The organism is Cupriavidus pauculus, assembly GCF_008693385.1.
GTDB lineage: Bacteria > Pseudomonadota > Gammaproteobacteria > Burkholderiales > Burkholderiaceae > Cupriavidus > Cupriavidus pauculus_D.
This window is the reverse complement of record NZ_CP044067.1, coordinates 625,121-648,747: the sequence shown is the minus strand read 5'-3', so window position 1 is coordinate 648,747 and position 23,627 is coordinate 625,121. Positions and strand designations below refer to the sequence as shown.

General features: G+C 65.2%; 18 protein-coding genes. 15 read left to right on the top strand and 3 right to left on the bottom strand.

Annotation, left to right across the window (positions count from 1 at the left end):
- The first annotated feature begins 219 nt into the window (after window positions 1-219).
- Window positions 220-951 carry a BON domain-containing protein gene (locus FOB72_RS21180; protein ID WP_150374678.1) on the top strand — a complete coding sequence of 244 codons (732 nt, stop codon included), beginning with the start codon at window positions 220-222 and terminating at the stop codon, window positions 949-951.
- A 362-nt stretch (window positions 952-1,313) separates the two neighbouring features.
- Here the strand turns inward: FOB72_RS21180 and FOB72_RS21175 are convergent, their stop codons facing one another.
- A complete protein-coding gene (locus tag FOB72_RS21175; protein ID WP_150374677.1) occupies window positions 1,314-2,273 on the bottom strand; it encodes a LysR family transcriptional regulator in 960 nt (319 codons plus the stop codon).
- Window positions 2,274-2,597: 324 nt separating this feature from the next.
- On the opposite strand from FOB72_RS21175, the gene FOB72_RS21170 reads away from it, so the two are divergent.
- The 13 genes from FOB72_RS21170 (at window position 2,598) to FOB72_RS21110 (ending at window position 20,868) form a co-directional block, all read left to right on the top strand.
- The gene (locus FOB72_RS21170; protein ID WP_150374676.1) at window positions 2,598-3,548 is read left to right on the top strand and encodes an alpha/beta hydrolase; all 951 of its coding nucleotides are present in this window, start codon (window positions 2,598-2,600) and stop codon (window positions 3,546-3,548) included.
- 203 nt (window positions 3,549-3,751) lie between these two features.
- Complete coding sequence (locus FOB72_RS21165) at window positions 3,752-5,026, top strand: efflux RND transporter periplasmic adaptor subunit (RefSeq protein ID WP_150374675.1); 1,275 nt, start codon at window positions 3,752-3,754, stop codon at window positions 5,024-5,026.
- A gap of 101 nt (window positions 5,027-5,127) precedes the next feature.
- Window positions 5,128-8,322 carry an efflux RND transporter permease subunit gene (locus FOB72_RS21160; protein WP_150374674.1) on the top strand — a complete coding sequence of 1,065 codons (3,195 nt, stop codon included), beginning with the start codon at window positions 5,128-5,130 and terminating at the stop codon, window positions 8,320-8,322.
- Between the two features lie 30 nt (window positions 8,323-8,352).
- Window positions 8,353-9,870, top strand: a complete 1,518-nt coding sequence (locus FOB72_RS21155; protein WP_150374673.1) for an efflux transporter outer membrane subunit — start codon at window positions 8,353-8,355, stop codon at window positions 9,868-9,870.
- Window positions 9,871-9,969: 99 nt separating this feature from the next.
- Window positions 9,970-10,389: a hypothetical protein gene (locus FOB72_RS21150; protein ID WP_223851733.1), complete on the top strand. Its 420-nt coding sequence runs from the start codon at window positions 9,970-9,972 to the stop codon at window positions 10,387-10,389.
- Between the two features lie 78 nt (window positions 10,390-10,467).
- Window positions 10,468-10,932 carry a DUF2127 domain-containing protein gene (locus FOB72_RS21145; RefSeq protein ID WP_150374672.1) on the top strand — a complete coding sequence of 155 codons (465 nt, stop codon included), beginning with the start codon at window positions 10,468-10,470 and terminating at the stop codon, window positions 10,930-10,932.
- Between the two features lie 139 nt (window positions 10,933-11,071).
- On the top strand, window positions 11,072-11,362 hold the full coding sequence (locus FOB72_RS21140; protein WP_150374671.1) for an antibiotic biosynthesis monooxygenase family protein: 291 nt from the start codon (window positions 11,072-11,074) through the stop codon (window positions 11,360-11,362).
- A 25-nt stretch (window positions 11,363-11,387) separates the two neighbouring features.
- A complete protein-coding gene (locus FOB72_RS21135; protein ID WP_150374670.1) occupies window positions 11,388-12,020 on the top strand; it encodes a CDP-alcohol phosphatidyltransferase family protein in 633 nt (210 codons plus the stop codon).
- Window positions 12,021-12,145: 125 nt separating this feature from the next.
- Window positions 12,146-14,314 carry an alpha/beta hydrolase domain-containing protein gene (locus tag FOB72_RS21130; protein ID WP_150374669.1) on the top strand — a complete coding sequence of 723 codons (2,169 nt, stop codon included), beginning with the start codon at window positions 12,146-12,148 and terminating at the stop codon, window positions 14,312-14,314.
- Between the two features lie 10 nt (window positions 14,315-14,324).
- Entirely contained in the window at window positions 14,325-14,834 is a 510-nt protein-coding gene (locus FOB72_RS21125) for a copper resistance protein (RefSeq protein ID WP_223851732.1), read from the top strand.
- A gap of 72 nt (window positions 14,835-14,906) precedes the next feature.
- Window positions 14,907-16,208, top strand: coding sequence for a TolC family protein (locus tag FOB72_RS21120; RefSeq protein WP_150374668.1), 1,302 nt, complete (start codon window positions 14,907-14,909; stop codon window positions 16,206-16,208).
- Entirely contained in the window at window positions 16,205-17,734 is a 1,530-nt protein-coding gene (locus FOB72_RS21115; protein WP_150374667.1) for an efflux RND transporter periplasmic adaptor subunit, read from the top strand. Before FOB72_RS21120 ends, FOB72_RS21115 begins: the two co-directional genes overlap by 4 nt.
- Window positions 17,731-20,868, top strand: a complete 3,138-nt coding sequence (locus tag FOB72_RS21110; protein ID WP_150374666.1) for an efflux RND transporter permease subunit — start codon at window positions 17,731-17,733, stop codon at window positions 20,866-20,868. The genes FOB72_RS21115 and FOB72_RS21110 overlap by 4 nt, the downstream gene beginning before the upstream one ends.
- Window positions 20,869-20,923: 55 nt before the next feature.
- Here FOB72_RS21110 and FOB72_RS21105 read toward each other — a convergent pair whose 3' ends face one another.
- Entirely contained in the window at window positions 20,924-21,709 is a 786-nt protein-coding gene (locus FOB72_RS21105) for an SDR family oxidoreductase (protein ID WP_150374665.1), read from the bottom strand.
- Window positions 21,710-21,851: 142 nt separating this feature from the next.
- Between FOB72_RS21105 and FOB72_RS21100 the strand changes: the two genes are divergently transcribed.
- The gene (locus FOB72_RS21100; RefSeq protein WP_150374664.1) at window positions 21,852-22,775 is read left to right on the top strand and encodes a LysR family transcriptional regulator; all 924 of its coding nucleotides are present in this window, start codon (window positions 21,852-21,854) and stop codon (window positions 22,773-22,775) included.
- A gap of 27 nt (window positions 22,776-22,802) precedes the next feature.
- Here the strand turns inward: FOB72_RS21100 and FOB72_RS21095 are convergent, their stop codons facing one another.
- Window positions 22,803-23,558 carry an IclR family transcriptional regulator gene (locus FOB72_RS21095; RefSeq protein ID WP_150374663.1) on the bottom strand — a complete coding sequence of 252 codons (756 nt, stop codon included), beginning with the start codon at window positions 23,556-23,558 and terminating at the stop codon, window positions 22,803-22,805.
- Between the last annotated feature and the right edge of the window lie 69 nt (window positions 23,559-23,627).

The window sequence follows — 23,627 nt, the reverse complement described above, 5'->3', positions numbered from 1 at the left end:
ACCGTTGCGGGGTGCGGCTTTGCGGGCATGCGGGCGGCGTTCGACAACGCCTCGCACGGCACACGACAAGCCCGTTGTGCGGTCGAACGCGATACCACCGCGGTGTGCTTGAGCAGTTGTTTGAAACATGTCTGGACCGTCCCGGCTGGATGCCCGGAGGAGGATTTCTATAATCGATTCGATGGACTTCCCGCAGACGATCTAACCATGGAGGACATCATGCCTAGCAATGAAGCGGTGTTGACGCAGGCGCGCGCCGCGCTGTCACAAGTACCGTATCAGGGCCGCCAGCTGCAGCCCGCGATTCACCTGCGGCTGTCGGACGGGGCGCTGATTCTCGAAGGGGAGGTGGGCAGTATCGTGGACAAGACGCGCGCGGCCGCGCACGTCCGTCGCGTGGATGGCGTGACGGCGGTGATCGATCATCTGCGCGTGGCCGATGGCGCGGTACCGGTGGGCGACGGTGCGCTGCGCGACGCGGTGTGCGAGCGGTTGCTCAATGCGATCGATTTCCGCAACTGCCGGATCTGCGCGCACACGAAGGGGCGTGTGGAAACGGTGCGCGAAGCGGTGGGCGAGCGCAGCGGGTGGATCGAGGTGGCGGCCGCCGATGGCGTGGTGACGCTGCGCGGCAACGTGATCAGCCTCTCGCATATGCGGCTGGCCGGCGTGCTGGCATGGTGGTCTGGCGGTTGCCGTTGCGTGATCAACGAGATTGTCGTGGCGCCGGCCGAGACCGATCGCGACGACGAAATTTCCGAGGCGCTGCAACTGGTGCTCGAGACCGACCCGTTCGTCGATGCGAGCTGCATCCGCGTGCGGACCGAGGGCAGGGTGGTGACGCTGGAAGGCTATGTGGCCAGCGAGGGCACGCGCAAACAGGCCGAGCGCGATGCCTGGTATGTGCAGGGCGTGGACGACGTGATCAATCGGATCGTCCTGCAGAACTGAGGCAGACATTCAGAGATTTCTGATTCACACCGGCAGTGGGGGAGGCAAGAATGAGGTGCCGTGTCCATCGGGCATGGCCTCAATCATTCCTGCCATAACAAAATGAAAATCCTCCTCACACTGCTCGTCGGGCTGATCAAGCTATCGCTGAAATTTTCCCTGAAATATTCCCCTTACGTCTTGCTGGTTCCCATATCGGTGGTCAACGTGACCACCGATATCGAGGTGCGATGCTCGCATCGCTGCAACGGGCCGGACGGTCCGGACGGTCCGAACGATGCGGACAATGCGCACGATGCGCACGATGCGGGCCTCAGGCCAGACCGCCCGGAGACGGGCGCGCCGAAGGGTGACGAAGGCTCTCAGCCCGCCGCGGCCAGCGCGCGGATCGCGTCGCGCGTGGAGGGCTGCTGCGCGGCGCCGAAGTGCGGATGCTTCGAGAACAGGTCCGCCGCCCAGTTGACGAACACTCGGACTTTGGCCGAAAGGTGGCGGTTCTGCGGATACATCGCCGAGATCGGCAGTTCTTCGGTCTGCCAGTCGGGCATGACCTCGACGAGCCTGCCGCTGGCGACATAGGGCTCGGCCATCGCGCGCGAGATCCGCGAGATGCCATGGCCTTCCAGCGTGCAGCCCAGGTAGACCTCGGCGTCGTTGGTCGAGATCACCGACGGCAGCAGGATCTCGCCCTGCTCGTCGCCGCGCGTGAGGGGCCACGGCATCTCGCGTCCCGTGCGGTTGGACAGGTAGTTCACGGCCTTGTGCTGGGCCAGCTCGGTCAGATTGGTCGGCGTGCCATGACGGCGCAGATAGATCGGGGACGCGTACATCCCGAGCTTCAGCACACCGATGCGGCGCGCGACCATGCTTTCGTCCAGCAGGTTGCCGACGCGCAGCACCACGTCCACGCCTTCCTTGAGCAGGTCGATGGGTTTGCCGTTGAGCGTCAGTTCGAGCTTGAGCTCGGGGTAGGCCTCGAAGAACTCCTGCAAATGGGGGATGATGACCATCTGCGCGAGGCCTGCTACCGTGTCCACGCATAACGTCCCACGTGGCGAATTGTTGTGCCGGGTCAGCGATTGCTCGGCTTCCTCGACGTCCGCGAGAATCCGCACGCAGCGTTCGTAATACGCAGCGCCATCGGTCGTCACGCTGATGCGGCGTGTGGTACGGTGCAGCAGCTTGACCCCGAGGTGGGTTTCCAGATTCTGGATCAGGCGGGTCAGGGTGGCCTTGGGCAGGTCGAGCGATTCGGCCGCGCGGGCAAAGCTGCCGACATCCACCACCCGTGTGAATGCCTGCATTGAGACTAGACGATCCATGGTGTTGCTTCCCCCGTGTGACTTCCCTGCGGCGGGCCGTGGCGGAGCCCTGTCTTTGGATGATCGGCGCTGGAAAGCACGGCAGTGAATCACATTTAGGCCGTCCTTTTCAAGGGAATGGGTACCGATTGGCGCGCTCCAGGCCGCATTGATGGCGCGAAGGCACCGGAAAGGTGCCCCTATCACGATGATCCGCCGATTATTCCACCTCAGAAACAGTGCGTTGGCAATCTCTTGCTTTATCCCATCCCCGACAATCACCATAATTCGTTGCATCGCAACACATGATCGCCGCCCGTGGACGCACGCCGCGGCACCAGCCAAATGTCCAAGACAATCAGCTCGACCCAACCGGTAGCCCTTGTGGAACAAGGGAAGGAACCCGGCAAGTCGGGCGGAAAGACGATCAAGGCAGGGGCGCGGGTCGCGCAGCATGAGGTGGTGAGCGGTGAACGTACGATCTCCGTATGGGTGAGTTACCCTCCGGGATATGCCCCGGGCGGCGCGCAGGCGAGCAGCGGACTGCTGCCCTGGCTCGTGTACCTCCATGCGGGCGGTTTCGTGCAGAGCGATTGCGAGGCGGCATGCGAGCTGGCGGCGGATCTGGCCAGCACGGTGCCCGCCGTGGTGGTGACGCCGAGCTATTCGCTGGCGCCCGACCATCCGTTTCCGGCCGCGCCGGAAGATGCCGTGAATACGGTGGCGTGGGTGCTCAAGCACGCACGGCGCCTGAAGGTAGACAAGTCGCGCTTTGCAGTCGTTGGAGAAGAAGCCGGGGGCAACCTGGCGATCGCGCTGTCGCAGATGCTGCGCGATCGGGGATTGCCGCAACCGGCGGGTCAATGGCTGATTCGACCGGTGACGGACCCATGCCTGCAGCATGCATCGTGCACGGCCGGTCCTCGCCGTGTGTCGATGGAAATGTTGCAGCAATTAGCGTGCAATTATCGAGACTACCTGCCGACGCCGGCGGATAGCGTGCACCCGTATGCCGCGCCGGCGCTGGCTTCGAGGCTGGGCGGACTTCCCCCGGCGCTCGTGCAGGTGGCCGAACTGGATGCATTGCGGGCGGAGGGCGAAGCGTTCGCCGAGCGCCTGCGCAAGGCCGGAGTGCCGGCCGAGACCATGATCATGCCCGGCGCCTGTGGCGACGGGGTGGAACAGTCCCATGAGAGTTGCCAGGCATGGGTCAACGAAGGTGCGCGATTCCTGCGCGCGTGTTTTGCGCAGGGCGACGACGCCTCATCCCGGCCCGAACGCCGGTCCGGCGCATAGAGCGACCGGATTAGAGGCCAGCAGTCTTTCATGCTGGCAATCGCCGTAAAGGTAGCGGCATAGGCGCGGCTGTTCGGCCGGGTCCTGCGACGTACACACGGTATCCCCCCTTTTTTCCGGGCCTTCGGACCCGGCGGGAAGCGTTCGGCCATTTTTTGCTTTCAGTTGAAGAAAACCCGACAGAAACACGGAGTGAAGAAAACATGAATCACCAGTCTCGACGCACGCTGATTGCCGTTGCCATCGTGGCGGTTCTCGGTATTGGCGTGGCAACCTCGGTCCTGCGTCCGTGGCATGGGGGCGAAGCGCAGGCCAACACAGCAACCCCGCCGGCACCAGCCGTGGAAGTCGCCGCCGTGGTCGGCAAGACGATCACGGAATGGGATGAGTTCTCGGGCCGCATGGAGGCCGTCGATCGCGTGGAGATTCGTCCGCGCGTCTCCGGCACCATCGACACCGTGCATTTCCGCGAAGGCGCGATCGTGAAGAAGGGCGACCCGCTCTTTACGATCGACCCGCGTCCGTACGCCGCCGAAGTGGCGCGCGCGGAAGCGGCACTGGCCGCCGCGCAGGTTCGCGCCTCGCATGCGCAGACCGAGAAGGCACGTGCGCAGCGCCTGCTGGACGACAACGCGATTTCCAAGCGCGAATACGACGAGCGCATCAATACGGCCAGCGAAACCGGTGCCGACGTACGCGGCGCGCAGGCGGCGCTCGAGTCCGCGCGGCTGAACCTCAGCTACACGCGCATCGTCGCGCCGGTGGCGGGGCGTGTGTCGAAGGCGGAAATCACGGTGGGCAACCTCGTGGCGGCAGGCGCGTCGTCGCCGGCGCTGACGACGGTGGTGTCGGTCTCGCCGATCTACGCGAGCTTCGACGTGGACGAGCAGAGCTATCTGCGCTTCACGGCGCCGGGCGCGGGCGGCGGCAAGAAGGATCTGCCGGTCTTCCTGGGTCTGGCCGACGAAGACGGCAACCCGCGCGAAGGCAAGGTGCAGTGGGTGGACAACCGCCTGGATACGCGTAGCGGCACCATCCGCATGCGCGCCGTCTTCAACAACGACGATGGCCGCCTGCTGCCGGGCCTGTACGCGAAGGTCAAGCTCGGTGGCGGCACGCCGCATCCGGCCGTGCTGATCAACGATCGCGCCGTGGGCACCGATCAGGGCAAGAAGTTCGTGCTGGTGGTCGGCAAGGACAACAAGCTCGGCTACCGCGAGGTGGACCTCGGACCGTCGTACGACGGGCTGCGCGTGATCCGCAAGGGCCTGACCCCCGGCGAGAACATCGTCGTGAACGGCCTGCAGCGCGTGCGTCCGGGCGATACCGTCGCCCCGAAGGTTGTCGATATGGCATTCCGCAGCGAACTCCAGCCAAAGGCTAATGCGAATGCACCGAAGCAGGCGGAGCAGGCCGACAAGGCTGCCGAGCAGGTTGTCGGTGGCAACGAGAAGCCCGCGGCAAAACCGGTGAGCTAAGCGCTTTCCCGCCAGAGCCCACGTAGACCAGAACTTCCCGTGTTGTCGATGGCGTCCGCCCAGGCGGACTGCCAGGGGGAAGCGCTTTCGCCGAGACCAAGATGAATCTCTCGAAATTCTTTATCGATCGCCCGATTTTTGCGGGCGTGCTGTCGGTGCTGATCTTCCTGATCGGCGCCATCTCGATGTTCAAGCTACCGATCTCGGAGTACCCGGAAGTGGTACCGCCGTCGGTCGTTGTGCGCGCGCAGTTCCCGGGCGCCAACCCGAAGGTGATCGCCGAAACGGTGGCCACGCCGCTGGAAGAGCAGATCAACGGCGTCGAGGACATGCTGTACATGAACTCGCAGGCCAACAGCGACGGTTCGCTGACGCTGACCGTGACGTTCAAGCTCGGCACCGATCCCGACAAGGCACAGGTGCTCGTGCAGAACCGGGTGGCGCAAGCCGAGCCGCGTCTGCCCGAGGACGTGCGCCGTCTGGGTATCACGACCGTCAAGAGCTCGCCCGACCTCACCATGGTGGTCCACCTGGTGTCGCCGAACGACCGCTACGACATGACGTACCTGCGCAACTACGCGCTGATCAACGTCAAGGACCGCCTCGCGCGGATCCAGGGCGTCGGCCAGGTGCAGATGTTCGGTTCGGGTGACTACTCGATGCGCGTCTGGCTGAACCCGGAGAAGATTGCCGAGCGTCAGCTGTCCGCCTCCGACGTGGTGCGCGCGATCCGCGAGCAGAACGTGCAGGTGGCGGCCGGCGTGATCGGCCAGTCGCCGTCGCTGCCGGGTACCGACCTGCAACTGTCGGTGAACGCGCAGGGCCGCCTGCAGACCGTCGAGGAGTTTGGCGACATCGTCGTCAAGAGCTCGCCCGATGGCGCGGTCACGTACCTGAAGGACATCGCGCGCATCGAACTCGGCGCGTCGGAATATGCGCTGCGCTCGCTGCTGGACAACAAGTCCGCCGTGGCGCTGCCGATCTTCCAGTCGCCGGGCTCCAACGCGATCCAGATCTCGGACGACGTCCGCAAGACCATGGAGGAGCTGAAGGAAGGCTTCCCCGATGGCGTGGACTACAGCATCGTGTATGACCCGACGCAGTTCGTGCGTCACAGTATCGAGGCCGTGGTGCATACGCTGTTCGAGGCGATTGCGCTCGTGGTGCTCGTGGTGATCCTGTTCCTGCAGACGTGGCGCGCATCGATCATCCCGCTGCTGGCGGTGCCGGTGTCGATCGTCGGTACGTTCGGCCTGATGCATGCGTTTGGCTTCTCCATCAACGCGCTGTCGCTGTTCGGCCTCGTGCTGGCCATCGGTATCGTGGTGGACGATGCGATCGTGGTGGTGGAAAACGTCGAGCGGAACATCGAGGAAGGATTACCGCCGAAGGAAGCCACATACAAGGCCATGCGCGAAGTGAGCGGCCCGATCATCGCGATCGCGCTGACGCTGTGCGCGGTGTTCGTGCCGCTGGGCTTCATGACGGGCCTGACCGGCCAGTTCTACAAACAGTTCGCGCTGACGATCTCCATCTCGACGATCATCTCGGCCTTCAACTCGCTGACGCTGTCGCCGGCCCTGTCCGCGCTGCTGCTGCGAGGCCACGATGCACCGAAGGACTGGCTGACGCGTGCGATGGATCGCGTGCTGGGCGGCTTCTTCAAGCGCTTCAACCGCTTCTTCCATCGCAGCAGCGAGAACTACGGCAAGGGCGTGACCGGTGTGATCGGCCGCAAGACCGCCGTGTTCGGCGTCTACGCGGTGCTGCTGGTCGCCACCTGGGGCATTTTCCAGATGGTGCCGAAGGGCTTCGTTCCCGCGCAGGACAAGCAGTATCTGGTGAGCTTCGCCAAGCTGCCTGACGGCGCGACGCTGGACCGCACCGAGGACGTGATCCGCCGCATGTCGGAGATCGCGCTCAAGCAACCGGGCGTGGAATCGGCCGTGGCCTTCCCGGGCCTGTCGATCAACGGTTTCGTGAACAGCCCGAGCCAGGGCATCGTGTTCGCGACGCTGAAGCCGTTCGACGAGCGCAAGTCGAAGGACCTGTCGGGTGACGCCATTGCCGCCGCGCTGAACCAGAAGTACGGTGCCGGCATCCAGGACGCGTTTATCGCCGTGTTCCCGCCGCCGCCGGTGCAGGGCCTCGGTACGATCGGTGGTTTCAAGATGATGATCGAGGACCGTCAGGCGCTCGGTTACGACGCGCTGTTCGACGCGACCAATGCGTTCCTCGGCAAGGCTCGCGCCACGCCGGAGCTCGCTGGTCTGTTCTCCAACTACCAGATCAACGTGCCGCAGCTCGACGTTCAGCTGGATCGCGTGAAGGCCAAGCAGCTGGGCGTGCCCGTGACGGACGTGTTCGACACGCTGCAGACGTACCTGGGCTCGACCTATGCGAACGACTTCAACAAGTTCGGCCGTACGTATCAGGTGAAGGTGCAGGCGGATGCGCAGTTCCGCGCGCACGCCGAGGACATCCTGCAGCTGAAGGTCCGCAACCAGTCGGGCGAGATGGTGCCGCTGTCGTCGCTGGTCAAGGTGAAGCAGGGCTTCGGTCCGGATAGCGTGGTGCGCTACAACGCGTTCACCGCCGCCGACATCAACGGCGGTCCGGCTCCGGGCTTCTCGTCGGGCCAGGCGCAGGCTGCCGTGGAACGCGTGGCCGCGGAAACGCTGCCGAAGGGGATCAAGTTCGAGTGGACCGACCTGACGTACCAGGACATCCTGGCCGGCAATGCGGGCATCTGGATCTTCCCGCTGTGCGTGCTGCTCGTGTTCCTGGTGCTGGCCGCGCAGTATGAAAGCCTGACGATGCCGCTCGCGGTGATCCTGATCGTGCCGATGAGCCTGCTCGCCGCCATGACCGGTGTGTGGCTGACCCGTGGCGACAACAACATCTTCACGCAGATCGGCTTCATCGTGCTTGTGGGGCTGTCAGCGAAGAACGCGATCCTGATCGTGGAGTTCGCACGGGAGCTCGAGCATCACGGCCGTACCGTGGTCCAGGCCGCCATCGAAGCCAGCCGCCTGCGTCTGCGCCCGATTCTGATGACGTCGTTCGCGTTCATCATGGGTGTGGTGCCGCTCGTGGTCTCCACCGGCGCCGGCGCGGAAATGCGTCATGCGATGGGTGTGGCGGTGTTCGCGGGCATGCTCGGCGTGACGTTCTTCGGCCTGTTCCTGACGCCGGTGTTCTACGTGTCGCTGCGCCTGCTGGCCACGCGCCGCGAGCGCCGCGAAGCGGCTGCCCACAAGGGCGGCGCATCGGAAGCGATCGCTTCGGCCGAGTGACATGACAAGAATCCAAACGAGAGAACAACCATGATTGCCCAACTGACCAACCAGTTGCCCCGCCTGGCCACGCTGGCCGCCGCGCTGGTGCTGGCGGGCTGCTCGCTGGCGCCGACGTACAAGGTGCCGGAGACGGCCACCGCGGCAACGTTCAAGGAAGCCGAGGCCGCGCAGGCCGAAGGCATCCAGTGGAAGACCGCGACGCCGGCCGATGGCCAGGCGCGCGGGGAGTGGTGGAAGGTGTTCGGCGACGACGACCTCAATCGTCTGGTCGATGCCGCCAACTCCAGCAACCAGGACCTCGCGGCGGCGGCCGCGCGCGTGAAGCAGGCGCGCGCGATCACCGGTGCGACCGAAGCGGACCTGTACCCGCAGCTCAGCGTCGGCATCGATCCGACCCGCACGCAGTATTCGGCGGCCTCGGTGAGCTATCTGGGTACCGGCGCCACGCCGCCGATCCAGACCCTGGTGCGCGCCCGTGCGATTGCCAGCTACGAGCTCGATCTGTTCGGTCGCGTGGCCAGCAACGTGGCGGCGGCACGTGCCGACGGCGAAGCGGCCGACGACCTGTTCCGCTCGGTGCAGCTTGCGCTGCAGGCGGACGTGGCGCAGGCCTACTTCAACCTGCGCACGCTCGACAGCGATCGCGAGATCCTGCAGGCCACCATCAAGCTCCGCGAGGATGCGTTGTCGCTGCTGCGCAAGCGGTATGAGGCGGGCGAAACCACCGATCTCGACCCGGCCCGTGCCGAGGCCGAACTCGGTACCGCGCGCGCCGATCTGGCCGCGACCGAGCGTCGCCGCGCGAACCAGGAGCATGGCCTGGCCGTGCTGACGGGCCTCGCGCCCGCCCAGTTCGCGCTGACGCCGCGCCCGCTCCAGCTGACGCCGCTGTCGGTGCCGGCCGGTCTGCCGTCCGAACTGCTCGAGCGTCGTCCCGACATCGCGCAGGCCGAGCGTCAGATGGCTGCCGCCAACGCGCGTATCGGCGTGGCGCGCGCCGCGTTCTTCCCGCGCATCTCGCTGTCCGCGTTCTTCGGCTTCGAGTCGTCGAACTTCGCCGATCTGTTCAAGTACTCGTCGCGTGCGTGGGCAATCGGGCCGCTCGTGGGTTCGACGCTGGCGCAGACCGTGTTCGACGGTGGCCGCAATAGCGCGAACCTGGCCGGTGCGCGCGCGGCGCACGAGGAATCGGTCGCCACGTATCGCCAGACCGTGCTGACCGCGTTCCGCGAGGTCGAGGACAGCCTGGCCGACGTGCGCTGGCTGAGCCAGCAGAACGCGGCGCTGGACACCGCCATCGCCGGCGCCAAGCGCGCGCAGCGTATTTCGCGCAGCCGCTATGACGCGGGTGCGGTCGATTACCTGACCGTGATCGACGCCGATCGCACGGTGCTGCAGTCGCAGCGCGATGCGAATACGGTGGCGGGGCTGCGTGCGTCGGCGACGGTGTCGCTGGTGCGTAGCCTTGGCGGTGGCTGGGGACCGTTGCAGGAGGCGGTCGCCTCGAACGACGGTGCCAAGGTGAAGACGACCGCATCCAACTAAGCGCGGCGTTACGAACCGTTGCACTCGCCTTGCTGGCGCGATGCTTCCAGAGCACTAGACTGGAAGCATCGCGCCAGTTTCGTTTTGGGAGGGCGCAGCATGCGGCAAAAGCACTGGATGGCATGGGGCGTCGCGTCCGTCGCTCTCGTTGCCTTCGTCACCCTCGCCATGACGGCAACGGCGATCGCGCAACCGACCGTTGCGGGCTCGATTGCGGTGGGAGGCTCCGCGCGCGTGCGCGGGCCGGTGACGGTACACGGCAACCTGAGCGTGGACGGCAACGTGCACGCGAGCGGTCCGATCACCGCGGGCTGGCTGGCCACGCCCGGCGGCGGCTATCCGCGCCCGCCGCATCGCACGCTGTACAAGGAGTTCAACGGCCCGGTGACGATCCACGGCACGATGATCGTGCATGGCGACCTGCAGGTGGATGGGCCCATCACCGTCGATGGCGCGATCGAGTCGGGCGGCGGCATCGATGCCGACGGGCCGATCGTGGAGCGGGAGTCGCGGCGATAGGTTCTGGTGACAGGTTGTGGTGATGCAGATGTCGCGGATGTTGCACAATGTCGACCTTTCGACATTCTTCCCATCGCCATGGCACACGCCTCCTCCGCACTGGGCCTGCGCGGCATCGCGCTGTTCGAAGCCGCCAAGGGCGCGCTCGTGATACTCGCCGGCATCGGCATCGTGGCCCTGCTGCATCGCGATGCGCAGGCCATCGCGGAGCAGATCGTGGCACGCCTCCACGTCAATCCGGCGAGCCGTTATCCGACCATTTTTCTGTCCCTGATGGCGCATCCGACCGACGGCCGGCTGTGGGCGATCGGCGGTTCCGCAGCGGTCTACGCGCTGATGCGGTTCGCGGAAGCCTATGGACTGTGGCACAACCTGCCATGGGGCAAGTGGATAGGCGTGTGGTCGGGCGGCATCTATATTCCGGTGGAGTTCTACGAGGCCGTGCGTCACCCGACGGTCCTGCATATCGGCCTCGCCGTCGCCAACGCGCTCGTGGTGGTGTACCTCGTCGGGGGATTGCTGCGGCAGCGCGGCGCCGGCTAGAAATTTTTCAAATGTCGCGACATCGACAGGTAAGGTGCGGCCTCGGGTACGGCAAATGGGGCACGACATCGTCGCCCGCGATCTGCTAAGGTACACGGCACGCCGCTTGCATGGCGTTTCACCGAGAGAGACCGAGACCATGATTCACGAAATCGCACAGATCACCGTCAAGCCCGGCATGGAGGCGCAGTTCGAAGCGGGCGTCGTCCAGGCCAAGCCGCTGTTCGCACGCGCGCGCGGTTGCCACAGCATGAACCTGCAGCGCTCGATCGAGCAGCCGCAGCAGTACATGCTCGTGGTCGGCTGGGAGACCGTGGAAGACCATATGGTGCATTTCCGCGAATCGGAGGACTTTCAGACGTGGCGCAAGCTGGTCGGCGATTCGTTTGCCGCGCCGCCCAACGTCTATCACGTAACCACCGTGGTCTGATCGCCGCGGCCGATTCCGGACAGCCATGACGACTTCGACCGAGCGCCCCAGACACTTCTCGATGCTGCGCGACCTGCAGCTGGCGGACTTCTTCACGCTGGCGAACGCCGCATGCGGCATGGGCGCCGTGTTCTTCGCGATGTTCTACGTCGCCGAAGCGTCATTGATGCATTTCTACGTGGCCGCCGCGTTTGCGCCGGCCGCTTTTATTTTCGACGTCCTCGACGGCCGCATCGCGCGCTGGCGCCACGCGCATTCCGCGCTGGGCCGCGAACTCGATTCGCTGTCGGACATCATCTCGTTCGGCGTGGCGCCCGCCACGCTGGCATTCGCCGCCGGGATGCGCGGCGGGTGGGACCTGATCGCGCTCGCGTACTTCGTCTGCTGCGGCGTAAGCCGCCTCGCGCGCTTCAACGTCACCGCCGAAACGCTCTCCGCGGGCACCGCCAAGGTCAAGTACTTCGAAGGCACGCCGATTCCCACGAGCGTCGTGTTGACCGGCGTGCTGGCATGGTGCGCATCGGAGGGCCGGCTCGCCGACGCGCTCTACGGCGGCGTCTGGCAACTCGGCCCGGCCGTGCTGCATCCGATGGCGCTGCTGTTCGTCCTATCGGGTTCGCTGATGATCAGCAAGACGCTGCGGATTCCGAAGTTCTGATTGTGGCTATCGGTCTTTCCGATAAATTCATCCAAACAATCAATTTATCAGCTTAATTCGCTGCGCATAGACTCCAGTTCGAAGGTGACGTCACGTAACGGAAACCACGAACGAGGAGACATCAAATGGCGAAGGTGTTCACACACCTGAGGAAGACGTGCGCGCTCGCGGGCACGATTGCCGGAGCGCTGTTGCTGGGCGCGTGCGGCGGCAGCGATGACAACGGCGCCGGCGGTGGCGGCAGTCCCGGAGGCGGCACGCCGACGACGCGAGCGCCGTCGATGACGCTGAAGATCACGGCCACGCAGGATATGCCCGGCAGTTACGGCGGCGTGGGCCAATACGAACAACTGACCGGCACCATCAGCGGCGAAGTCGATCCCAGGGACCCGAAGAACGCGATCATCCAGGACCTCGCGCTTGCGCCGGTCAATGCCAACGGCATGGTCGAGTACACCGCGGACTTCGTGATGCTCAAGCCGAAGGACATGAGCAAGGCCAGCGGCGTGCTGCGCTACGATGCGCCGAATCGCGGCAATATCCTGACGATGGTCAACCCGGCGACCACGCCGAGCGATGCGGTGTATCTCGAGCGCGGCTATGTACTGCTGTATTCGGCGTGGCAGGGCGATGTGCCGAAGTCCAGCGCCGCGCGGCTGACCGTAACGGTGCCCGTGGCGAAGAACGCCGATGGCACGTCGATTACCGGACCCTACCGCAGCGAACTCGTGCCGGCCGCCGCGTCGCCGTCCATGACATTGCCGGGCGGCGTCTTCAACGGGACCATGCTCCCGTACGCACCGGCGAGCCTCGACAACACGCTGCCCGGTTACTCGCTCACGCGCCGCGCGAACGAGACCGACGCGCGCGTGCCCATTCCCGCCGGCGACTGGAAGTTCGCCACATGCGATGCGGGCACCCATCCATTCCCGGGCACGCCGGACCCGGCCAGCATCTGCCTGCGCGGCGGTTTCGATCCGGCCTACCTCTACGAACTCGTGTACGTGGCCAAGGATCCGAAGGTCATGGGCGTGGGCCTGGCCGCGCTGCGCGATACGGTGAGCTTCTTCCGCGGCAAGACGGCCGACAGCGCCGGTACGCCGAATCCGGTGGCGGGGCGCATTACCAATACGATCGGGCAGGGCACATCGCAGTCGGGCAATGCGATGAAGACGTTCCTGCATCTGGGCTTCAATCAGGCGCTCGACGGCGGCAAGGTCTTCGACGGGATCTATGCGCATGTGGCCGCGCGGCAGACCAACGTCAATACGCGCTTTGCGGTGCCCGGCGGCGGCGGTGGCCTGCGTACCGACCATACGGCATTCGGCCAGACCGCGCCGCGCGGACTCGACAAGGACTACGTCGATGACATCTCGGGCCAGCGTGGCGGTGTCATGGCGCGCTGCTCGGCGACCAATACCTGCCCGAAGTTCTTCCTCGGCCTGTCCGGCACCGAGTTCTGGCAACTGCAGGGCTCGCCCGTGCTGACCGATGCCAATGGCACCAAAGATCTGACGCAGCCCGACAACGCGCGCATCTACTACTACACGGGGACGCAGCATGGCGGCGCGGGCGGTACCGCGAGCATCGCGTTCGCCCCGTCGCGCAACGTCTATCCGGCGGGCACCGTGATCCATCACAACGACACGTTCCGCGCGCTGTTCCTCGATCTGGAGGACTGGGTCGTGCGCGGCGTGGCACCGCCCGCGAGTCAGGTGCCGAAGCTTGCCGACGGCACGCTGGTGCAGCCGGGTTCGGTGGCGTTTCCGGTCATGAAGGGACTGACGTGGCCCGTCTCCGGCGGTACCGCGATTCCGGATTTCCAGTACCTGGCGCGATACAACGGCTATTCGCTGCTCGACTTCGGTCCGCAGTACCGTCGGCAGGACGAATCGGGCATCGCCACGATCCTGCCACCGACGAACCTCAATCACGACTACGCGATACTCGTGCCGCAGGTGGACGCGTCGACGGGCATTCCGCGCGCGGGCATCCGTAGCGTGGAAGCACGCGTGCCGGTCGGGACCAGCATCGAGTTCAACTATGTGGCCACGCCGGGCATCGTCGATCTGTCGAACCTGACGGGCGCGTTCATCCCGTTCCACAAGACGGACGCGGCACGCATCGCGGCCGGAGACGGCCGGCCATCGCTGGAATCGCTCTATGGCAATCAGGCAGGGTATGTGGCGGCGGTCACGTCGGCCGCCAACGATCTGGTCGCGCAGCGGTTCCTGCTGCAGCGCGATGCCGATGCGATCATCGCGCGGGCCACGGCGAATCCGATCTTGCCTTGACCGTTGACCGTTGACTGTTGACCGTTGGCCATCGGGGGCGGGAATCGGCCATTGGCTGCCGCCCCCTTTTTTGCCAAAAACGGGTAAGCTTGGCGCTGTCCCGATTTCCTCGACGATTGTGCGTGAACTGGCCCGCCGGCATCCTTGGGTTGCCGGATTCCTTGTGGTTGTCTTTCTGTCAGTGCAACTGGCAACGGCCGCTTACGCCTGCAATATGGGCGCGAGCAAGCCAATGGAACAGGCGCCGATGGAAGCCATGGTGTCCTGCGCCGATATGGCCGAACAGGATGCCGTGCCGGGCGACAGCCAAAAGGCGCTTTGTATGGGCCATTGTCAGGCCGATACGAAGCACGCCGACCACGCCGCGCCGCAGATTCCCGCATTCATCCCGGTTCTCGCGAGCATCGTCGTCGAGCCCCCCATGCTGGACGCCGCGCCGATCTTCGCACTGCGCGCGAAGCACCAGCCGCGTGCACCGCCGCCTCCGCACGCCATTCTCCACTGCTGTTTGCGCACCTAGCCTCCGAAGCTACGCCACATTCGTCTCGCTCCCTGTACCGAGGGAGCGGTGGTCGTCGTTTCCGGAGGCTTTATGTTATTCCCTCGTTGCCTGAGGCTGGCGCTCTTATGTGCGTCCACCCTCGGCATGTCGGTGGCGCTTGCCGCGCCCCCGCTTGCCGCCCCCGCGTTATCCATTGAAGAAGCCGCCGCGCTGGCCTCGGCGCGTGCGCAGGATGCCGAGAACTCGCACGGCGCCATCGAAGCGGCCGTGCAGCAGTCCGTCGCCGCGGGCCAGTTACCCGATCCGATTCTGAAGGTCGGGCTGAACGATGTCCCCGTCAGCGGTTCGGACAGCGGCTCACTGAGCCGAGACTCCATGACCACGCGGTCGATCAGCGTCCTGCAGGAATTCACGCGCGCCGACAAGCGACGGGCACGCACTGCAAGGTTCGAGGCCGAGGCCGATTCCGCCGATGCGCGGCGCATCGTCGGCGTGACCAATGTTCAGCGCAGCGCCGTCGCCGCCTGGATCGATCGCTGGTACGCGGAGCGGGCGCGAGCCCTGCTTGGCCACCACGCGCACCCACTGAACCTCGCACTTGAAGCCGCCAACGCTGCCTATCGCGGCGGCCGCGGCACGCGCGCCGACGTACTGTCCGCCCAACTGGAAGTGCAGAAGTTGCAGGACCGCGAAAGCGAAAATCAGGCGGTGCTCGATGCTGCCACCGTCAATCTCTCGCGCTGGATCGGCGCGGACGCCACGCGCCCGCTCGGCGATCCCCCGGCCCTCGGCGTCCCGGATCGTGTCGAGCAACTCGTCCGTGCGCGTTATGACAGCGTGCCGGAAATCGCCGCGGCGCAGCGCGACGTGACACTTGCAGAGAGCGAGGTACGCCTGGCGACGGAAGCGCGCAAGCCCGATATCAGCGTCGAGCTGATGTATAGCCAGCGCGGCTCGGCCTACTCCAACCTGGCCTCGATCAACGTGAGCTTCCCGCTACCGTGGGATCGTGCAAACCGCCAGGATCGTGAAGTGTCCGCGCGACTCGCGCAGGCCACCGAGGCGCGCGCCAGAGCGGAGATTGTCCAGCGCGATACCGACGCCGTCGTTGGCGCGCGCGTCGCGGAACTGCGCCGCAACCTCGAACGGCTCAAGCGCTATGACGACGCCACGCTGCCGCTGGCCAATGCGCAGGCGGAAGCTGCCCTGACAGCCTATCGCACCAACACGGGTTCGCTGCTGGCGGTGGCGGAGGCCAATCATCGCGCCATCGATACGGCACTGGAACGGCTGACCCTGGAACGACGCACGACGAGGCTCTGGGCCGAACTGACATTCCTGACGCCACTGCCCACCGCACAAACCGAACCAGCCTCCAAGGACTTCAAATGAACCCGCGACTGAAACTTGCCGCTGCGTGCGTGGTCATGATCGGTGCGGCCGGATATGCCGGCTATCGCTTCGGTGTTGCGCAGGGCACGTCGACGATGCATGGCGAACCGGCGACGGGCGCGATGGCGAAAACCGGCGATACCGATCCGCAAACGGGCAAAAGGGTGCTCTATTGGCACGACCCGATGGTGCCCGGCCAGCGCTTCGACAAGCCTGGAAAATCGCCGTTCATGGACATGCAACTGGTACCGGTCTATGCCGACGGCGGCGACGCCGGCGGCAGCGGCGTCTCCATCGACAGTCGCGTGACGCAGAACCTGGGCATTCGCACCGTCGAAGTCCAGACCGGTCGCATGGGCGCCACGCTCGAGGCACCAGGCAATGTCGTAATCGATGAGCGCAGCATCCAGGTGATCCAGGCACGCACCACCGGCTTCGTGCAGCATGTGGGCGTGCGAGCCACGCTCGATGCCGTCCGAAAGGGGCAGACGCTGATCACGGTCTATGCGCCCGACTGGGTGGCGGTGCAGGAGGAGTACCTGGCCGTTGCCCGCATGCCTCGCGGCTTGCAGGGGGACCTCGCGGATGCGGCAAAAGCGCGCATGCGGCAGGCCGGCATGACGCCGGGGCAAGCCGATGCCGTCGCCCGTTCGGGCACACTGCAGACGGGGCAGGGCATCGTCAGCCCGCTGGACGGCGTTGTCACCGAGATCGCCGTGCGCGAAGGCATGACGGTCACCCCAGGCATGACACTTTTCCGGTTGGCGGATCTCGGTCAGGTCTGGGTGATCGCCGAAGTGCCGGAAGCACAGGCGCGCCGTATCGCACCGGGACAATCGGTCACGGTATCGGTCGCCGCCGCCACGGCACCCGTGAACGGGAAGGTGGATGCGATCCTGCCCGACGTCAACTCCGCCACGCGCACCCTCAAGGTACGCATCGTCCTGCCCAACCCGCAACACCGGCTGGTGCCCGGCATGTTCGCCAGCGTGCGGTTCGACGGCGGCGATCGCCAGGACGTACTGCAGATTCCATCCGAGGCCGTGATTCGTACGGGCCAGCGCAACGTCGTGATGGTCGATGCGGGGCCGCAAGGTTATGTGGCCACGGAAATCCGCACCGGTCAGGAATCCGATGGCATGACCGAAGTCGTCGCCGGACTGAAGGCCGGGCAAAAGGTGGTGACGTCGGGCCAGTTCCTGATCGATTCCGAAGCCAGCCTGCGCGGCACCTCGGGCCGGCTGGCATCGCCGGCCGATCCCTCCGCGCCCGCCGCCGCGATGCCGGAGCACGAGGGGATCGGTCGCATCGAAGCCGTGAACGCCGCGGGCCTGACGATTTCGCATGGACCGATTCCTTCGGCGCACTGGGGTGCGATGACGATGGATTTCGCCGCGCACGATCCTGCGATGCTCAGGGGGTTGAAGCCCGGCGACCGCATCCGGTTCCGTTTTAGCCAGGGCCAGGACGGTGCCGCCACGCTATCGTCGGTACAGCCGGCCGGTGCCGAAGGAGCCAAGCCATGATCGCGCGCATCATCCTGGCGTCGATACGCAATCGCTTCCTGGTGCTGCTGGCCACGGTCATGCTCACGGCGTGGGGGCTGTGGGCGGTGCGCAGCACGCCGCTGGACGCGTTGCCAGACCTCTCCGATGTGCAGGTGATCATCCGCACGCCATTTCCCGGGCAGGCACCGCAACTGGTCGAAAACCAGGTCACCTATCCGCTGACCACGACCATGCTGTCCGTGCCAGGGGCCAGGACCGTACGCGGATACTCTTTCTTCGGAGACTCGTTCGTCTACGTCCTGTTCGAGGACGGCACCGACCCGTACTGGGCGCGCTCGCGCGTGCTGGAGTACCTGAATCAGGTGCAGTCACGCTTGCCGGCGGCGGCCAAACCGGCGCTGGGGCCGGATGCCACCGGCGTCGGCTGGATCTACGAGTACGCGCTGGTGGACAAGACCGGGCGGCACGACCTCTCGCAACTCCGCGCGCTGCAGGACTGGTTCCTGCGCTTCGAGTTGAAGTCGCTGCCCAATGTCGCCGAGGTGGCCCCCATCGGCGGCATGGTGAAGCAGTACCAGGTCGTATTGCAGCCGGACAAGCTGCGCGCCTACAACATCCCCCAGTCGAGGATCCTGGAGGCCTTGAAGGGGGCCAACCAGGAGGCCGGCGGCTCGGTGCTTGAACTTGGCGAGGCCGAATATGCGGTCAGAGCGTCGGGGTATCTGAAGACGCTCGATGATTTCCGGCAGATTCCGCTTGTGACCCGCGAAGCCGGCATTCCTGTACGGCTCGGCGATGTGGCCACGGTACAGTTCGGTCCCGAGTTGCGGCGCGGTATCGCCGAGCTCGATGGCGAAGGCGAGGTCGCCGGCGGTGTCATCGTGATGCGCTCGGGCAAGAACGCGCTGGAAACCATCGAGGCAGTCAAGGCCAGGCTTGCCGAGCTCCAGAAGAGCCTGCCGGCAGGCGTCGAGATCGTCGCCACGTACGACCGCTCGTCGCTGATCCATCGTGCGGTGGACAATCTGACGCACAAGCTCGTCGAAGAGTTCATCGTCGTTGCGCTGGTCTGTCTGATCTTCCTGTTCCACCTGCGCTCGGCACTGGTAGCCATCGTTTCGCTGCCGTTGGGCGTGCTAGCCGCGTTCCTGGTCATGCGCTATCAGGGCGTCAATGCAAACATCATGTCGCTGGGGGGCATCGCTATTGCCATCGGCGCGATGGTCGATGCCGCGGTCGTCATGATCGAGAATGCGCACAAGCACCTCGAACACTGGCATGCGGACCATCCCGGCAGGGCACTCTCCGGGGAGGAGCGCTGGCGTGTGATCGGAGAATCGGCGGCGGAGGTGGGTCCTGCGCTGTTCTTTTCGCTGCTGATCATCACACTCTCCTTTGTGCCGGTATTCACGCTGGAAGCGCAGGAGGGGCGGCTGTTCTCGCCGCTGGCCTTCACCAAGACGTACTCGATGGCCGCAGCCGCGGGGTTGTCGGTGACCCTGGTGCCCGTATTGATGGGCTATATGATCCGGGGCAGGATTCCGCGCGAACAGTCCAATCCGCTCAACCGGTGGCTGATACGTGCCTACCAGCCAATGCTGGCCAAGGTGCTGACCTATCCGAAGACCACGGTAGCCATCGCAGCGGTTCTGCTGGCCGCGACCGCCTGGCCGATCTCGCGCGTCGGCGGCGAGTTCATGCCGCCTCTCGACGAGGGTGACCTGCTGTTCATGCCCTCCGCGCTGCCCGGCCTTTCCGCGGGCAAGGCCGCGCAATTGCTCCAGCAGACGGACAGGCTGATCAAGACCGTGCCAGAAGTTGCCACCGTGTTCGGCAAGGCGGGCCGCGCGGACTCCGCCACCGATCCCGCGCCGCTGGAGATGTTCGAAACCACGATCCAGTTCAAGCCGCGGGATCAATGGCGCGCCGGCATGACGCCGGACAGGCTCGTCGAAGAACTCGATCGCGTGGTGAAGGTGCCGGGCCTGTCGAACATCTGGGTACCGCCGATCCGCAACCGGATCGACATGCTGGCCACCGGCATCAAGAGCCCCGTGGGCATCAAGGTGGCGGGCACGGACCTGAAGGAGATCGATCGGCTTGCCACGCGCATCGAGGAAGCCGTGAAAACCGTTCCGGGTGTCACCTCTGCATTGGCCGAGCGTCTGTCTGGCGGGCGCTATATCGACGTCGATATCGACCGGATGGCGGCGGGCCGCTATGGCCTCAATATCGACAACGTCCAGAGCATCGTGTCCTCGGCGGTCGGTGGCGACAACGTCGGGGAAGTGGTCGACGGATTGGCGCGCTTTCCAATCAATGTCCGTTACCCACGCGATTACCGCGATTCGGTGGAGCAATTGCGCGCGTTGCCCATCGTCACGGATCGCGGGCAGCAGATCACCCTGTCCGACGTGGCACGCCTCGAGGTGGTGCAAGGCCCGCCGATGCTGCGCAGCGAAAACGCGCGGCTCTCCGGCTGGATCTACGTCGACATCCGCGGACGCGATCTGCGTTCGGCGGTCCATGACATGCAGGCAGTCGTGGCAAAGGCGGTGCCAATGCCAGCGGGCTATTCCCTCAGCTGGTCGGGGCAGTTCGAATACCTGGAGCGGGCCACCGCAAAGCTGAAGGTGGTGGTGCCGTTCACGCTGCTGATCATCTTCGTCCTGCTCTATCTGGTGTTCGGCCGTCTGGATGAAGCGCTGCTGATCATGGGTACGTTGCCGCTGGCGCTGATCGGCGGCTTCTGGCTGCTCTATGGGCTTGGCTACAACTTGTCGGTTGCGGGCGTGGTCGGCTTCATCGCATTGGCCGGCGTGGCGGCCGAGTTCGGCGTGATCATGCTGCTCTACCTCAAGCAAGCCTGGCGCGTGCGCGAAGCGAGCGGCGAAGCAAACCTGCCCATGCTGCTGGAAGCCATTCAGGAAGGCGCGGTGCAGCGTGTCCGTCCCAAAGCCATGACGGTCGCGGTCATTCTCGCTGGCCTCATTCCCATCATGTGGTCGCATGGCACGGGCTCGGAGGTCATGCAGCGTATTGCCGCCCCGATGGTCGGCGGCATGGTGACCGCGCCATTGCTTTCCCTGTTTGTGGTCCCGGCGGTGTACCTGCTGATACGTAAGCGTGGGGCACTCAAGCGCCGGACATGATCCTGCCGTGGCCAAGGCGCCGGCCCGCACCACCGCGCTTATCCGATGGCCGCTGTCAGCTCACGGTAGGAACGGTGCCGCCGTCGATCCGATATTCGGTCCCCGCGATCGAAGCGGATCGCGGCGATGCCAGGAACGCGATCAGATCGGCAACCTCCTGGGGACTGGCCGGGCGTCCCACCGGAATGCCTCCGAGCCAATCCATGACGATCTTCTTGCCGCCCTCGTAGTCCGTTCCAGCCTGCGCGCCCATCCGCTCCGCAAACGCCACGGAAGCCTCCGTCTCGATCCAGCCCGGCGCAACGCTCAGCACGCGAACGCCCTTTGGCGTGACCTCCCTTGCGAGCGCTTTGCTATACGTGGTCAGCGCACCCTTGGCCGCGGCGTACGCGGTCGTGGACTCGGGCAGGGGCAGCACGCGCTGGATGGAACTGACGTGAATGACGACCCCCGAACCTTGCGCCAGCATGGATGGCACCAGTGCACGGTCCAGACGCACGGCGGGCATCAGGTTCAGGTTCAACTCGGCGAACCAGTGCTCGTCGCTGACGGCAGCGAAACCGCCGGCGGGCGTCTTCGAGCCGCCAAGCGAATTGATCAGGATGTCGGCGCCGCCCCAATCGTCCAGAACGGTCTGCGCAAAGCGATGCGTGCCTTCCGCCGTCGACAGGTCGGAGGCCACGTAGGTGACCCCCTCGACCGGTTGCGCCGGGACGGTGCGCGCGGAGGTCGCCACGCGGGCACCCGCCTCCACAAGCGTTTTCACCACGGCGGCGCCAAGGCCCAGCGTGCCGCCGGTAACCACTGCCCGCAGGCCATGCAGATGAAGGTCGAAGCTCATATCGTTATCTCCTTAGCGAATGTTGCAAGGATGACCCTGGCCCGTTCTTTAGGGAATGGTCCAGAATCTGAATGGCAAGTTCAGATAACGATGCATAATCGGCGTATGGGAGCGAAAGGCTCGATGAAGGGAATGTTGCATCATGCGTGGATCCGATTTTGCCGAGTTGAAGGCCTTCGTCGCGATCGTGGAGCGTCGGAGCTTTGCGCGCGCCGCGGAGCATCTGGGCCTATCGCCTTCGGCACTGAGCCAGATCATCCGGCAACTCGAAGGCCGCATCGGCGCACGTCTTCTGAACCGCACTACGCGAAGCGTTGCGCCCACGGCAAGTGGGGAACAGCTCTACAGGCGCATCGCGCCGTTGTTCGCGGAGATGACGGCCGCGGTCGCTGAAGCCAGCGAGGCGACCGGACAGATGAGAGGCACGCTTCGCATCAACACGCTGGGGATTGCGGCAAGAACGATCATCGCGCCGCGGCTTGCGCGCTTCCACCAGGTCCACCCCGACGTAGTGCTCGATATCGTCGTTGACGACGCGCTGGCCGATATCGTGGCGGGTCGCTTCGACGCCGGTATCCGCGTGGGTAATCGGTTGGAGAAGGACATGGTGGCCGTCCGCCTGACTCCGGACCTGGACATGGTTGCCGTGGCGTCGCCAGACTACCTCGCGCGTCGCGGAATCCCTAAGTCACCGGCCGATTTGCATCACCATACGTGCATCAACTGGCGGCTGCAGATGGACGGCAGGCACTATCGCTGGGAGTTCAGGAAACGGGGGCGAGACATTGAAGTTGCCGTGGACGGCCCCGTCGTCACCAATCATGCCGACATTGGCATCGGCGCTGCGCTGAACGGACTCGGCATTGCCTATCACTTCGCACGAGACGGCCTCGACGAGCTCCTGGCGCAGGGGAGGCTTGTACAGGTGCTCGCGGACTGGTCGATTTCGCGTCCGGGCCTGTACCTCTACTATCCGAATAGACAGCATCGGCCCGCACTCCTCGGCGCGTTCATCGACTGTCTTCTCGATCGCAAGCCGTTCGATCGGTACCGGGCCGAAGGCTAGCGCGTCGCCCGGTCCATCCCTCGGCGATCAGGGATGCCATGTCGTAGGCCGGACGGTCTGATCGCGCGACCCCGAGATGGCGTAAGACACCTCTCTGCCGCCTGCGAGCATCAGATCCACGTACGTTGCCAGCTTCTCCCGCGTCAGCCGGCTGATCGGCCCCGAAATGCAAAGCGCGCCGGCCAGCTTCCAGTTGATCCCAAAGACGGGCACGGCGAGGCTCGATACCTCGGGCTCGCGTTCGCCCATCGAGATGTAGAAGCCGTCTTTGCGAATCTGCTCGTAGGGCTCGCCGGCTTCGCCTGCGAAGGCTCGCAGGACTCTTCCGGGCGCGCCATTCAGGGAGAGCCGTTCGCCGACCCGAACGTGGTGTCGCACCGCGCCCGGTCCTTCCACACGCACGAGACAGGCCCGCGTGTCTCCTTCGCGGACGTAGAAGGCCGCGCTCTCACGTGTTTCGTCGCTGATCCGCCTGAGCACGGGTTCCACGGTCTCGTTCACGCGAAACGCAGCCTGATAGCGCGCACCGAGCCATCCCGCTGCCGCGCCGAGCCGCCATTGGCCGTCTTCACGCTGGACCAGGTACTCGCTCCGCGCGAGCGTTCGCGCCGTCCGTAGCACCGTGGATTTTCCCATCCCGACCCGGCGGCTCAACTCCGACAGGGTCAGGGAGGTGTCGTCGGCAGAGAAGGCCTCGAGAATCTGCAGCGCGCGCGTGACCGCGATGATGGTGTCTTTGTCGGCACTTTCAGTCTCGGATGCGGTTTGCACGTTCCGTTTCATGGCACATGTTCCGTTATGGACAACGCAATTGTATAGCACGGAACGAAATTCTATAGTCCTGCCACAAAT

What these genes read in the sequence shown, in the direction of transcription:
- FOB72_RS21180 (WP_150374678.1), top strand. Translation starts at nt 220, where the DNA reads ATGCCTAGCAATGAAGCGGTGTTGACGCAGGCGCGCGCCGCGCTGTCA.
- FOB72_RS21175 (WP_150374677.1), bottom strand. Translation starts at nt 2,273, where the DNA reads ATGGATCGTCTAGTCTCAATGCAGGCATTCACACGGGTGGTGGATGTC.
- FOB72_RS21170 (WP_150374676.1), top strand. Translation starts at nt 2,598, where the DNA reads ATGTCCAAGACAATCAGCTCGACCCAACCGGTAGCCCTTGTGGAACAA.
- FOB72_RS21165 (WP_150374675.1), top strand. Translation starts at nt 3,752, where the DNA reads ATGAATCACCAGTCTCGACGCACGCTGATTGCCGTTGCCATCGTGGCG.
- FOB72_RS21160 (WP_150374674.1), top strand. Translation starts at nt 5,128, where the DNA reads ATGAATCTCTCGAAATTCTTTATCGATCGCCCGATTTTTGCGGGCGTG.
- FOB72_RS21155 (WP_150374673.1), top strand. Translation starts at nt 8,353, where the DNA reads ATGATTGCCCAACTGACCAACCAGTTGCCCCGCCTGGCCACGCTGGCC.
- FOB72_RS21150 (WP_223851733.1), top strand. Translation starts at nt 9,970, where the DNA reads ATGCGGCAAAAGCACTGGATGGCATGGGGCGTCGCGTCCGTCGCTCTC.
- FOB72_RS21145 (WP_150374672.1), top strand. Translation starts at nt 10,468, where the DNA reads ATGGCACACGCCTCCTCCGCACTGGGCCTGCGCGGCATCGCGCTGTTC.
- FOB72_RS21140 (WP_150374671.1), top strand. Translation starts at nt 11,072, where the DNA reads ATGATTCACGAAATCGCACAGATCACCGTCAAGCCCGGCATGGAGGCG.
- FOB72_RS21135 (WP_150374670.1), top strand. Translation starts at nt 11,388, where the DNA reads ATGACGACTTCGACCGAGCGCCCCAGACACTTCTCGATGCTGCGCGAC.
- FOB72_RS21130 (WP_150374669.1), top strand. Translation starts at nt 12,146, where the DNA reads ATGGCGAAGGTGTTCACACACCTGAGGAAGACGTGCGCGCTCGCGGGC.
- FOB72_RS21120 (WP_150374668.1), top strand. Translation starts at nt 14,907, where the DNA reads ATGTTATTCCCTCGTTGCCTGAGGCTGGCGCTCTTATGTGCGTCCACC.
- FOB72_RS21115 (WP_150374667.1), top strand. Translation starts at nt 16,205, where the DNA reads ATGAACCCGCGACTGAAACTTGCCGCTGCGTGCGTGGTCATGATCGGT.
- FOB72_RS21110 (WP_150374666.1), top strand. Translation starts at nt 17,731, where the DNA reads ATGATCGCGCGCATCATCCTGGCGTCGATACGCAATCGCTTCCTGGTG.
- FOB72_RS21105 (WP_150374665.1), bottom strand. Translation starts at nt 21,709, where the DNA reads ATGAGCTTCGACCTTCATCTGCATGGCCTGCGGGCAGTGGTTACCGGC.
- FOB72_RS21100 (WP_150374664.1), top strand. Translation starts at nt 21,852, where the DNA reads ATGCGTGGATCCGATTTTGCCGAGTTGAAGGCCTTCGTCGCGATCGTG.
- FOB72_RS21095 (WP_150374663.1), bottom strand. Translation starts at nt 23,558, where the DNA reads ATGAAACGGAACGTGCAAACCGCATCCGAGACTGAAAGTGCCGACAAA.